We start from the raw sequence: 12,614 nt of genomic DNA, 5'->3' as shown, positions 1-12,614 counted from the left end.
CGAGCTACTTGTTGCCTTTGGCGCGATTATGCGTTTGGCAGAGCATGGTGAGGTTGGAAAGGTCAGTGGACCCGCCCTTGGACCAGGCCGTCACATGGTCGGCGTCCATCTCGTTCTGCTTGTAGATCCGCGATTTGTTGTTGTCGCCGCCGACGGCGCACAGCGGGCAGTTGGAGACGCCGCCGGCCTTGGCCTTCCGGGTCTGCTGCTCGTAGGCGACGCGCTTGTCCTTGTCGTCAAACAGCCGGATCGCCAGCAGCTGCGGTTGCTTCTCCCCACCGAGGAGGTACTCGTAGATGCCCTTCGCGTTGCGCACGGCCGGGTCGCTCCGCAGCTCGTTGACCCGCTCCTCGATCTTCCCGGTGCTGTACGACTTGCCGTGGTGCTCCTCGTACAACCGGCCCCACTCCAGTCCCCGCATCTCCTTGTCCGGAGGACGGGTGAAGACGCTGCCCACCCAATCGATGACAGAGTTGAAGTAGCCCTTGAGCTCGTTGATGTCGACGTCGTGGCGGTGCTGTGCGAGGTAGGAGTCGATGGTCTTGCCCTGCGATGAGGCCACCCAGTCCAGCACGACCGCGAGGATCTCCTGGCGCTTGGGGTCGCCGTTGATGTAGGATTGCCACTTCTGCATGTGCGCGTTGTTCGAATTGCTGTACTCGGCCTTGGCCTTGGTGATGAAGGGCCCCGAGTAGATCGCGTTGAGCAGCTCCTGTCGGTTCAGCGGGACACCAGCAATGTTGATGGTCTGGAACCAGGCCTTGATCTCGTCCTCAGTGCCGGCGCATTCGTAGATGTCGAGCCGGGTGTCCATGATCATGCGTTGCCGGTCCTTCGGCAGCGACGAGAACGTCTGCTCCCTGCCCCCGACTTTGATGGCGAACTTGCCGGTGACGAAGCGACCGATGCTGGTGATCCGCTGCTGTCCGTCGAGCACCTCGAGCTTGTCGTTAGCACCGTCGACGTTGAAGTAGATAAGGCCGAGGGGGTAGCCCTTGAGCAGCGAGTCGATGACGGCCACGTCCTTCTTGCCATCACCGTAAATATAGTGGCGCTGGTACTCCGGCTGGATGACGAGCTTGCCGTCGAGCCCGAACAGGCCCTTGCCTTCATACTCGTTGTAAACAAAGCCCTCAAGGACCTCCTCGACGGCATAGTGCTTGAGCTCGGTCTTCACGAGGCGTCCTTCCGACGGATGAGGATGCGCTTGTACGCCGTGTGATAGGTCGGCTCGGTCAACCCCAGGCGGCGGTGCCCGGCGCTATTGCCCCCGGTGCCGCCTTGGTCGTAGTAGGTCTTGACGAACTCCGCCCCCAGTGTCTGCACGCCGAGCTGGCGCAGCGCGTCCATGTCGTCGCCGTGGGCCAGGATCTCGAACTGGTCGGGGTTGTACTTATCCAGGAAGGTAATCGGCACTCCCATCACCCCGTCGAAATCGCTGGGAATGGAGTCGACCCACGGGACCTCGATGGCCTCGGGGAAGTTGTAGTAGCGCTGGTACCCGACGCCGCGGACGTCCTTGTGCTTGGAGTACTTGATGTTGTCGTCCATCGTCATCAGCTGCAACGGCTCATGACGGCGGCCGTGGTCGATGTTGGTGAACCAGCACGCGTTGCCGAGTCTCGTGAAGTCGTGCTCGTCTGTCGACGGGTAGCCGAGCCGTTCGGCCTTGAGACGGTCGGACTCCTTGATCGACGCGCCCTTAGGGACGCCGAAGACCATGTCGGTGTTGTTGGCCGTCGCGCCCTTCCAGAGCTTGTTCTGCTGGATCAGGGGGAAGACCTCCACGTACGTGGTGGCGTTGCTGTTGCCGATCACCGAGAAGGTCTTGCCGCCTTCGACGAGCCAGCCAATGAAGGCGCGGAAGAGGCTGAAGGGCGGGTTGGTGATGACGATGTCAGCCTCGTCGCGCAGAGCGGTCACCTCGGCACTGCGGAAGTCTCCGTCGCCCTCCAGGTACTCCCACTGCAGGTCGTCGATGTTGATGACGCCGTCATTGTTGACGTCCTTGCGCTCAAGGATGAACTTCTTGCCGTTGGCGTGGGTCTTCGTCGCGTCAAACTTCGGGTCGTCGAGTTCGAAGAGGGTCGGCTCGTACGAGAAGACGGCCGGGTTGCTGTCCGGCGCATACGAGGTCGAAATGAGCTTCTTCAGACCGAAGTCGACGAAGTGCAGAGCAAAGAACTTCGCGAAGTTGCTCCACTCCGGGTCGTCGCATGGCAGCAGGACGACCTTGTCCCTGAAGACGTCGGGATGGTACTCCAGGTAGGCGTTCATTTCACGCTCGATGTCAGCCCATTGGGTGTAGAATTCGTCGTTCTTCGCCGCCTTGGCCGCGTTAAGGCTTGAGGTGCGGTTGGCGACGGTTGACATGTACTCCCCTTGTGACCCGGTGCACCACCGGGAGGCGGAGCGCTTATCCGTGACATCGTATCGAAGCGCGACGACATCGCCGGGACGGCGCCGCGACTGTGATGCTCGGACCGCTGCGAGGGCAACGGGCGGCATGGGGTTGCCTCCGCGGAGGATATGGCAGATGCACCCAGTCGGGCGCATGCTGACACAGCGCGTCCCAGCCTCGATTTCGGAGGTACCTCCTGGGAAAAGCGGATCGACAGAGGCAAGTGCCCTGTTCGGTAGTCGCTGTGCAGCTGTGACTTGCGGACACTTCTCGACCGTTCCCCGCGTCGACAGACATCGACAATCCCCGTGTCGGCACCGCCATAGCGACGCGGACCTGCCGATCTGAGGATATTCACCCTCTTTCCAACACGCCCAAGAGATCGTCGAGTAGGGCCTCGGCCCGCGCCTCGATGTCGTCGAACAGGTCGGTGAGATCGTCGAGACTCTTACGAGCACGGTGCCGGGCAGTGACACCGCGGTCGTAATAGCCGGGATCGAGGTCGATCTCCTGCTCGATGGGTGTCTCGGTGGTGCCCTGCGGCGGGACAGGCAGCGCCCGACGCACCGGGGCCTGGCCGGACAGGTGTGCCCGTACCAGCATCGACACCGACTGCCGAGTCATCGGTTGCGCATAGGGAAGGTGGCCCCAGCGGTCGACCGGACACAGCAACGGTTGGCGGGCCTGCTCCGCATCGAGTGGGTCAGCGATGATCTCGCCTGGGTCGGTAAGGTGATGACGCAACAGATGCGTGCCCGGGGACAGGTCGAGGAATGCCTGGATTTCCGCCCATCGGCGATAGATCGAGACCGCAGGACTGTCCCCCGTCTCGGGATCCGGTGCGAGCTGAAACCTTTCACCGGCCCGAGTCGTGACCACGAGAGTGTCGCTGGCGAGTTGGAGGTCGCGGCGGCGTAGTCGGGTGAGGTCGGTGAAGGTCATGCCGGTGGCGGCGAGGACCAGCAGCAGGGCGTCGCGGCGGCCGAACAGTCCGCTCGGCCACCCGGTGGTGGGCAGCTCGACCGCTCGCTGCAGCAGTAGCTGTCCGAGCCGCTCGACACGCGAAGCACGGGTGGCGTCGAGGCGCCGGCGCACCGTCTCGGTGCGCCCCGGAGCCGGGTAGCCGTGCCCGGTGTGGACGGCGTTGATCGCCGACAGCCGGCGCCGCTGCGTCGCGACCGCGGCCGGGTGCTCATGCAGGAACAGTGCGAGCGTGTCCGGGGTGGCAGGGATGGACCGGTAGTAGGCGGCAACGCACCAATCCGCGAACAGGACCCAGTCGTGCCGGTAGCGGGCCGGGATGCGTAGGCCGAGGTCGGCATCGTGAACATCGGTGTGGTGGGTGGACTCTCGGCTGGTGTTGGTCATCGCGGCGCTCAGAGCCCGAGGTTGGTGACGGCGTTGCCGATGAGCGGGGCGTGTTCGCGGGCGTAGGTTTCGAGCATGGCGGGGGTGCTGTGCCCGGTCTGGCGCATGATCGCATGCGCACTGGCGCCGTTGCGGAAGGCCTGGGTGACGAACCCGGCCCGCAGCGAATGCCCACCGAGCTGTTGCACGATCTCGGGGTCGTAGCCGGCCTGCTCGGCACGGCGGCGGATGGCCTTGTGCACGGCCGCTCCCGACAGTGCGGTGTCGGAGAGGTTGCCGTTCTTGCGGATCGACCGCAACAGTGGTGCCGCCGGGACCATGCGGGGACGTACACCGCGGCACACGTGCGCCGCGAACGGTTCGGCGGTGCGCAGCAGGCGGATGACGGCGGGGCGGCCCCCGGTGTCGAAGGCGGCAACGACCTGCGCCCACCGCAGCCACGCACACGGCGGGCAACTGGTGTGACTGTGCGTGAAGGGTAGGGCCCTGATACTCCCCCGTCCTTCCTGATCGGTCTTGGTCTTGCGCAGGCGGATGTGCAGGCCGTCGAGCCGGTGCAGGGAGACGTCGTTGCAAGCCAGGGCGACGAGTTCGCTGCGGCGGAACGCGCCGGCGAAGCCGAGCAGCAGGATCGCGCTGTCGCGGCGTTCGAGGACCTCCGCGGCCCAGCCGTCGCTGTCGGCGCGCATCTTCTCGACGATGGTGACGATGTCGGCGGTGAGCAGCGGCGCCCGGGGAGTCCGGGGCCGCTCCCCCGCCGCGGCGTAGTCGCGACGGATCCCGGACAGGGTGGCGGTGACCAATTCGTCGCTGCCGGGGGCGGGATGGCCGGCACGGCGGTGGTGGTAGCCGATCCCGGCGACCCACCGTGCCAGGGTGGCCGGGGAGTAGGCCCGCTCCCCCGCCTCCGTGACGGTGGCGGCGGCACTCAGGAGATAGGCGGCGACCGTCAGCGGATGCGCGGGCAACGCCGCGTGCCCTTCCCGCGTGCACCAGGCGGTGAACCGGGCCCAGTCCGCGGCGTAGTTACGCCGGGTCGACTCCGACCGCGACCGCCCTGCTGTCCCGGCCACCTGCGTAAGGGTCTCGGCCGGAAGAGCCGGCACGGACGGCGCAGCCGGGTCCGACAAGGTCGGGACAGGCGCGGACACGTCGTCGGAGTGGCTCGTGAGCAGGTCGTGGGGCACGAACACGGAGCCTACCGCCCCGCACCGACGCTCTCGAACAGGAAAACGCGTTCAGCAGGGGTTTCGGGCTCGATGGTGCGCTAATGGCAATTAGCAGCACCGACACCGCACAAACCAGGAGTGACATATCCCCAGACCGTGAATCGCGCCCGATTTGCACTATTTGTCGATGTGCAGCTGTTCTGTGCCATCGGATCCGAGGCATCGCCCACCACACCTGAGGCACGTGCAGGGCTTCTGCCACAAAGGTGAGGCAGGCACTGGTTCTACCTGCGTGTTCTCGCCGACGACCCTTCATCTTCGACGTCCCCGTGCCTCAGCAATGTGGCAGAAACGCCGCGGCGACGCCTTGCCATGCTGAGGCGCCGCTGGTCAGCAGCCTCTTCGTGCCTCAGGTTGAATGGCACAGGACAGCAGCGAAGATTACCGAGATGGGCGGGACAGATTAACTGGGCCGACCGCAGCCTTATGAGGCTTCTGAACTGCGGTTTCCCGGAACGAAACCTTGACCGGCGCTCTCGTCTCACCGAGCCCCTGTCAATCTGTAGCGGCGTGTCCTGTCAATCTTCACTGCATCTCGACATGTAGGTAGGTTCCGCGGGAACGTGTCATTTTCCAGATTTCGTGTCGATAAGACACCCTAGATTCGGCGTTTTCCCAGCTCGCAGCGGTAATACGGTGACACGTTGCCCCGAATGTCCGAGGCTCCCCCGACAGAGTCGGGGAACCTTCCGGAGATGGGGTGTCGAAAGTGCGGCCTGAGACTGCTCATCCGGCTTCGCTGACTCCGCAGCGACGGTTTCCTCGACTGTGTGGTCAGTGATCTTCGAGGTCGTGGCTGCGAATGTAGTCGACGAGTGAGTCGGTGGTGCGTTGGATGTGTTGTGTCAGCGCATCGGCGGCGGCATCTACATCGCGGGCGACGGTGAGGTCGGCGAGTTGACGGTGTTCGCACGCGACATCGCGGTTGGGGCCGTCGCCGAGATAGTGCGACCAGTACTGGTACAGCTCGGACCGGTCGCGCAACGAGGAGGCGAAGCCTTCGAGGTGGCTGTTGCCGCTGCCGGCGAGCAGTGCGACATGGAAGGCGCGGTGTACGACCGCGAAGTCGTCGTTGATGGTGCCGTCCTCGTCGTACATCGGCGTTGCGGCCAGCTGGTGGTGCGCAGCGACGACTGCGCCTTCCCACGCCAGATCGCCGCGAGCGATGGATTCACGCAGGGTGGCGGTCTCGATGACGATGCGGGCGCGGGTGAGCTCGACCAGGTCGTCGACCGACAGGGGCAAGGTACTGAATCCGCGTTGCGGGTTGGCTTGGAGCAGGCCCTGTTCGGCGAGGCGGCCCATGGCTTCGCGCACCACGGCCAGACTCACGTCGAAGCGCTCGCTGTAGTCGGCGAGCTTCATCTTCGTTCCGGGCGGGATCCGGGCGGCAAGGACTTCGTCACGGATGGCGTCGAAGACCATCTCGGTCCGGGTCTGCTTGATGGTGGTGGCCACGTCCGGATGCTACCTCCCCACCCGAGAAATAACGACTTGAGGGCAAAATTTCGAAATTTTCTTGCGTTTCTGAAAATTATGACGTAGAACTTGTGGTGCATGTCACTCACCGGCGCCGCGGCGCCGCGTTCGAGAGGTTGAATCCTTCATGACCACCACCATCACTGTTCCGGTCCTCATCGTCGGCGGCGGCGGCGCCGGCCTGTCGGCGTCGATGCTTCTGTCGACATACGGAGTCGAATCACTCCTGGTCAGCGCTCTGCCGACCACCTCCATCCTGCCCAAGGCGCACGTGCTCGGTCAGCGCACGATGGAGATCTACACCGAGGCCGGCATCGCGGATGAGATCTACCGCCGTGGAACGCCGCAAGAGAACCTGTCCTACACCGGCTTCTACGCCGGAGTGCAGGGCCCGCACCCGAACGCCGGCCGGGAGATCGGCAAGCTGGACCTGTGGGGCACCGGCTATCGAGACCCGGAGTACATCGATGCCAGCCCGTGCCCGACGACGAACCTGCCACAGATTCGTCTCGAGCCTGTTCTCAAAGCGCACGCCGAGAAGCTCAACCCCGGTGGAGTGCGGTTCAATCACGAGCTCATCGCCCTCGAACAGGACGACAGCGGAGTGCGCAGCACCATCCGCGACAAGGCGACCGGGGAGGAGTACCACGTCCACTCCCAGTACCTGATCGCCGCCGACGGGGGCCGCACCGTTGGGAACCTTGTCGGGATCAGGCTCGAAGGCGAGCGCAAGATCCTCGACATGGTCTCGGTACACATGAGCGCGGACCTGTCCGGCGTGCTCAACGACGATTCAGTGCTGCTGCGCTGGCTGGCCAACCCCGAGTTCGGCGGCACCTTCACCGGTGGTGTGCTGTGCCCCATGGGCCCGGACAACTGGGGCACCAAATCCGAAGAGTGGGTGTTCCACATCGGCTACCCCTACGGCGATCCCGATGCAGGTGATCGCGACAAGGTCGTCGCTCACATGAAGACCCTGCTCGGCATGCCCGACCTCGACGCGCAGATCCACGCAGTGTCGGTGTGGACCATGGAAGGCATCATCGCCGACCGGTTCCGCTCCGGACGCGTGTTCGTCGCCGGCGACGCCGCCCACAAGCACCCGCCCACCAGCGGCCTGGGCCTGAACTCCGCGATCCACGACGTGCAGAATCTGTGCTGGAAGCTCGCTCAGGTGCTGTCCGGACACGCCGGGGACGGTCTGCTCGACACCTACGAGGCCGAACGCAAGCCGGTCATCCTGCGCAACATCGCCAACTCCGTCAAGTGCACCCAGGACCGTTTCCAGCTCGACGCCGCCCTCGGCCTGTCACCGGAGAAGACACCGCAGGAGAACTGGGCCTCGCTCGAGGTCATCTGGGACGAATCCCATCCCGACTACGCCGAACGCCGGGATCAGGTGAACAACGCCCTGGCAGCCCAGTCCGGGGAGTTTCATCATCACGGTCTCGAATACGGCTTCACCTACGAGTCGGCGGCGATCGTCGACGACGGCAGCCCGGTGATCGAACCGATCGACCCGGTCCGGCTCTACGAGCCGAGCACCAAACCCGGACACCCGGTTCCGCACGCGTTCGTGTCACGGCGCGGTCGGACGTTTCCGCTGCAGAATCTCACCCACGGCGGCAAATTCGTGCTGATCGCCGGTGAAGACGGACAAGCGTGGATCGAAGCCGCTACCAAACTCGCCCAGAGCACCGGCCTGGCCCTCGAAGCGGTCACCGTCGGTGCGGACGATGCCGACCTCGCCGATATCCGTTTCGCGTGGCTGCGCAAACGTCAGATCACCCGCACCGGAGCGGTGTTGGTGCGTCCGGACCGCTTCGTCGGATTCCGCGCTGCGCAGGCCGTGACCGATCCGCAGGCCGTCCTCACCGACGCCCTGTCACACATCCTGTCCACCGATCTGGGAGCACAGCAGTGAAGTTCGCCAACTACGACGGCCGCGCCGTGATCACCGACGGCACCCGCGCCGTCTACGTTTCCGACGCCAGCAACGACAAGTTCGCCGACGAACCCGAGCGCATCTACGGCCAGTGGGACGAATTCGAACAGTGGGCGCAGACCGTCGAGGTCACCGACGGCTTCGCCCTCGATCGGCGCAAACTCGCCGCCCCATCCCCGCGTCCGGGCCAGGTCTTCGCGGTCGGTCTGAACTACGCCGAGCACGCCCGCGAAGGCGGTTTCGACCTGCCGACCGAACCGGCGGTGTTCACCAAGTTCCCCACCTCGATCACCGGCGCGCATACCGTGCTCGAGCTGCCCACCGACACCGTGGACTTCGAGGCCGAACTGGTCATCGTGGTCGGCCGCTACAGCTATCGAGTGCCGGAATCGCAGGCGTGGGACCACGTCGCCGGATTGACCGTGGGACAGGACATCTCCGAACGCACCCGCCAGCTGATCGGTCCGGCCCCGCAATTCAGTCTCGGCAAATCGTTTCCCGGCTTCTCGCCGACCGGACCGTGGATCGTCACCCCCGACGAATTCGGCAACCGCGATGACCTCGGGATCGGCTGCTCGATCAACGGCCGCGTCATGCAGGACGGACGCACCGACGACCTGATCTTCCCCATCGCACGGATCGTCGCGAAACTGTCGGCGATCCTGCCGCTGCTGCCGGGCGATGTGATCTTCACCGGTACCCCCTCGGGTGTCGGCGGGGCACGCAAACCCCCGGTGTTCCTGCGTGACGGCGACGTCCTGGAAACCTGGGTCGAGGGCATCGGCACCATCACCTCCACCTGCCGCGCCGGCGTTCCCTACCCGCCGGCCGAGTCCTGACAGGAGCACATCATGGCACTGCACCGCCTGGGATCGGTCACCATCGGCGTCCCCAATCTCGCCGACACCGCGGCCTACTATGAAGATTTCGGCCTCACTCCGCTGGGGGACAACCGTTTCGCCACTGTCGACGGCGGCGAACAGCTCCGGCTGGTCCACGCCCCCCGTCGCCAGGTCCTCGAGGTCACCATCGGTGCCGAGGACCAGGACGACATCGATCGGATCGCCGCCCAGATCAACAAGCTCGATCTGGACTGCACTGTCGGTGACGGGCGGGTCGAAGCCATCGAACCGATCGCCGGATTCAAAGCTGTCGTCCAGGTCATGGACCATCTGGTCCAGGAACCGGTACCGGCCACCCCGTACAACGGACCCGGCCGCATCGATCGTCCCGGCGGCCGCGCCCCGGGGATCCTGCGCGAGGACCGGGTGCGTCCCCGCAAACTCGGACACCTGGTGATCGGCTCGACCGACCAGGCCGCCACCCAAAAATTCTTCACCGACGGTATCGGCTTGAAGATCTCCGACGTGGTGCCCTCGATCGCCGCATTCATGCGCTGCTCGACCGATCACCACAACATCCTCGTCCAGCAGGCACCGGTGAACTTCCTGCACCACACTTCCTGGCAGGTCGAGGACATCGACGAGATCGGCCGCGGCGCAACGGCGATGCTGGAGAAGGACCCCGGCCGGCACGTCTGGGGCCTGGGCCGCCACCACGTCGGCTCCAACTTCTTCTGGTACCTCAAGGATCCGGCCGGCAACTTCTCCGAGTACTACTCCGACATCGACTGCATCGTCGACGACGCGCTGTGGGAGCCCGGCGTGTGGGACGGCGCCAAGAGCCTGTTCAACTGGGGACCGCCGCCGCCGCCGTCGTTCATCATGCCCGAGGACCTGGCCGCGCAGATGTCCGGAGCGCACGATGCCGGTTGACCTGGCCTTCGGGGAGGACGCCCTGTGGGCGCCCTCCCCGGATCGCGTTTCCGAGTCCCACCTGGCTGCCTATTGCGACCATCTGCAGCGCGAACACGGCCGTCGGTTCGCCGACTACCGTGAACTATGGCAGTGGTCGGTCACCGACCTTGCCGGGTTCTGGCGTTCGATCCACGAGTTCTTCGATCTCGACATCACCGAGCCCGATCGCGTGCTCGACGAGTCCGCGACGATGCCGCACGTCGACTGGTTCCCCGGCGCTACCACCAACTACGCGGCAAACGCGCTGCGGGAACGGGGCACCGGTGCGGCAGTGGTATCGCTGGCCGAGTCCGGCGTCCCGGCCACACTGAGCTGGGACGAACTTCGCCTGAAGGTCGGGGCCCTGGCGCACTGGCTGCGGGAGCAGGGCATCGAACCCGGTGATCGGGTTGCGGCCTACGTTCCCAACACCGCCGAGGCCGTGATCGGGCTCCTGGCCTGCGCAGCGGTCGGGGTGGTGTGGGCCTCGTGCGCGCAGGAATACTCCGCCGACGGTGCCCACGACCGATTCGCCCAGCTCGAACCGGCCATCCTTCTCGTCGCCGACGGCTACCACTACGCCGGCAAAACCCACGACCGCACAGCCGAAGCCACCGCACTCGCCGACGCACTGCCGTCGGTGCGCACCGTGGTGTGGATCGACAATCTCGGTCTGCTCGACGACACCACCGAGGGGCCACGCTTCGATCAGATCACCGCCACCGGACGCGAGCCCGAGTTCACCCGGGTACCGTTCGGCCACCCGCTGTGGGTGCTGTTCTCCTCCGGCACCACCGGAAAACCCAAGGGCATCGTGCACAGCCACGGCGGCATCGTCCTCGAACACACCAAGTTCTTGGCACTGCACTGCGATCTCCGCGCGGGATCACGGTTCCTGTGGCTGGCCACCCCCAGCTGGATGGTGTGGAACGTCCAGGTCTCCGGGCTACTGTGTGGGGCCACCATCACCACCTACGACGGCAACCCCACCTGGCCCGACCCCACCCGACTGTGGCAGCTCGCCGAGCAACTCGACCTCGACTACCTCGGCACCAGCGCCGCCAGCCTGATCGCCGCCCAGAAACACGACGCCGACCCCACGACGGTCGCCCCGGATCTGCGTCTGCGCGGCATCGGCAGTACCGGATCCCCGTTACCGCCGAGCACCGCCCGATGGATACACCACGTGCTGCCGCACGTGTGGCTCGCCTCGGCCAGCGGCGGCACCGACATCTGCTCCGCCTTCGCCGGCGGCATCCCCACCGAACCGACCTATGCGGACCAGATCCAAGGACCGCTTCTCGGCGTCGCCCTCGAGTCCTGGAACGACGACGGCAGACCGGTGGTCGGCGAGACCGGGGAAATGGTCGTCACCCGACCGATGCCCTCCATGCCCATCTGCTTCTGGAACGATCCCGACTCCGCCAGATACATCGACGCCTACTTCGATCACTACCCTGGGATCTGGCGGCATGGGGACTGGATCACCGTCACAGACCACGGTGGCGTGATCGTGCACGGCCGCTCCGACGCCACCATGAATCGGCAAGGGGTCCGCATCGGCAGCGGTGAAATCTACGATGTGGTCGACCAACTCGGGCAGGTTCGCGATTCGCTGATCGTCGGTATCGAACTCGACGACGGGGGCTACTGGATGCCCCTGTTCGTCGTCCCTGCCGAACCCGTAACCGAGCCGGACAGCTTCGGGCAGGCCATCAAACGTGCCATCCGCGACGGCGTCAGCCCCCGGCACGTGCCTGACGATGTCATCGTGGTTGATTCACTACCCCACACCCGCACCGGTAAGAAACTCGAGGTGCCGGTCAAACGGATCCTCCAGGGCGCGGACCCGACCACCGTGGTCGCTCCCCAAGCAGTCGACGACCCAGCCGCGCTGGCTCGTTTCACCGAATACCGACGCGCTCGTTAGACGATTCGAATATGACGCCCCAGGCCGGTCGACTGCAGTCTCTGCTGTCGGCCGGTCCCAGGCGCACATCGTGCACAACCATTGGTGTCATGCCGATGTCTGTCTCTGCGCGGCCGCCAACATCGCGGCATGGACGCCTCGCCCCACGCACGTCTGTTGTGCCGTTCTGGCGAATTCGAGAGACAGCGGCCTTATCTCAGTACTTCATCCCACTGCCACGAGAGTGATGAAGAACAGTCCCTTCCCACTCATCCGATCCGATGACCCGCCAATCGGTCCTATCTGGAGATGGCGATGGAAGGCGCAGTGCCGTGCTGGACGTGTCCTGTGTGGCGATCCCCAAACAACACACTCGAAACGGCCTGGCACTCGATCACATCCTGCCGAATCGAGTCGCTGGACCGTCCTGTTTAACCGTCCTGCATTTGGATCTCGTATCGCTGACCCAAACAGTGCGGTGGTCGCC

9 protein-coding genes are annotated in these 12,614 nt (G+C 65.1%); 4 read left to right on the top strand and 5 right to left on the bottom strand.

Annotated elements, in window-relative coordinates:
• Positions 1–4: 4 nt before the first annotated feature.
• The 5 genes from RBB84_RS12230 to RBB84_RS12210 all read right to left on the bottom strand — a co-directional run bounded on the left by RBB84_RS12230 (position 5) and on the right by RBB84_RS12210 (position 6,456).
• On the bottom strand, positions 5–1,177 hold the full coding sequence (locus RBB84_RS12230) for a DUF262 domain-containing protein (RefSeq protein ID WP_102032133.1): 1,173 nt from the start codon (positions 1,175–1,177) through the stop codon (positions 5–7).
• Positions 1,174–2,373 carry an adenine-specific methyltransferase EcoRI family protein gene (locus tag RBB84_RS12225; RefSeq protein ID WP_350247570.1) on the bottom strand — a complete coding sequence of 400 codons (1,200 nt, stop codon included), beginning with the start codon at positions 2,371–2,373 and terminating at the stop codon, positions 1,174–1,176. Before RBB84_RS12225 ends, RBB84_RS12230 begins: the two co-directional genes overlap by 4 nt.
• Positions 2,374–2,755: 382 nt before the next feature.
• On the bottom strand, positions 2,756–3,769 hold the full coding sequence (locus tag RBB84_RS12220; protein ID WP_350247569.1) for a hypothetical protein: 1,014 nt from the start codon (positions 3,767–3,769) through the stop codon (positions 2,756–2,758).
• Between the two features lie 8 nt (positions 3,770–3,777).
• The gene (locus RBB84_RS12215) at positions 3,778–4,956 is read right to left on the bottom strand and encodes a tyrosine-type recombinase/integrase (protein ID WP_350247662.1); all 1,179 of its coding nucleotides are present in this window, start codon (positions 4,954–4,956) and stop codon (positions 3,778–3,780) included.
• Positions 4,957–5,772: 816 nt separating this feature from the next.
• Positions 5,773–6,456: a GntR family transcriptional regulator gene (locus RBB84_RS12210; protein ID WP_350247567.1), complete on the bottom strand. Its 684-nt coding sequence runs from the start codon at positions 6,454–6,456 to the stop codon at positions 5,773–5,775.
• A 148-nt stretch (positions 6,457–6,604) separates the two neighbouring features.
• Here RBB84_RS12210 and RBB84_RS12205 point away from each other — a divergent pair, with 148 nt between their 5' ends.
• From RBB84_RS12205 to RBB84_RS12190, 4 genes are read left to right on the top strand one after another with little or no spacing between them, the layout of a single operon-like run.
• Entirely contained in the window at positions 6,605–8,401 is a 1,797-nt protein-coding gene (locus RBB84_RS12205; protein ID WP_350247566.1) for an FAD-dependent monooxygenase, read from the top strand.
• Positions 8,398–9,261 carry a fumarylacetoacetate hydrolase family protein gene (locus tag RBB84_RS12200; protein WP_350247565.1) on the top strand — a complete coding sequence of 288 codons (864 nt, stop codon included), beginning with the start codon at positions 8,398–8,400 and terminating at the stop codon, positions 9,259–9,261. Before RBB84_RS12205 ends, RBB84_RS12200 begins: the two co-directional genes overlap by 4 nt.
• A 12-nt stretch (positions 9,262–9,273) precedes the next feature.
• On the top strand, positions 9,274–10,197 hold the full coding sequence (locus RBB84_RS12195) for a VOC family protein (RefSeq protein WP_350247563.1): 924 nt from the start codon (positions 9,274–9,276) through the stop codon (positions 10,195–10,197).
• Complete coding sequence (locus RBB84_RS12190; RefSeq protein ID WP_350247561.1) at positions 10,187–12,148, top strand: acetoacetate--CoA ligase; 1,962 nt, start codon at positions 10,187–10,189, stop codon at positions 12,146–12,148. Before RBB84_RS12195 ends, RBB84_RS12190 begins: the two co-directional genes overlap by 11 nt.
• The last annotated feature ends 466 nt before the right edge of the window (positions 12,149–12,614 follow it).

Origin of the sequence: Rhodococcus sp. D-6, from assembly GCF_040256695.1 — a bacterium.
Taxonomy (GTDB): domain Bacteria; phylum Actinomycetota; class Actinomycetes; order Mycobacteriales; family Mycobacteriaceae; genus Rhodococcus; species Rhodococcus pyridinivorans.
The sequence above is the reverse complement of the archived record's forward strand: the minus strand, read 5'-3'. Positions and strand labels throughout refer to the sequence as shown.

Coding starts and splice junctions, on each gene's coding strand:
- RBB84_RS12220 (WP_350247569.1), bottom strand. CDS start 3,769: ATGACCAACACCAGCCGAGAGTCCACCCACCACACCGATGTTCACGAT.
- RBB84_RS12195 (WP_350247563.1), top strand. CDS start 9,274: ATGGCACTGCACCGCCTGGGATCGGTCACCATCGGCGTCCCCAATCTC.
- RBB84_RS12225 (WP_350247570.1), bottom strand. CDS start 2,373: ATGTCAACCGTCGCCAACCGCACCTCAAGCCTTAACGCGGCCAAGGCG.
- RBB84_RS12190 (WP_350247561.1), top strand. CDS start 10,187: ATGCCGGTTGACCTGGCCTTCGGGGAGGACGCCCTGTGGGCGCCCTCC.
- RBB84_RS12205 (WP_350247566.1), top strand. CDS start 6,605: ATGACCACCACCATCACTGTTCCGGTCCTCATCGTCGGCGGCGGCGGC.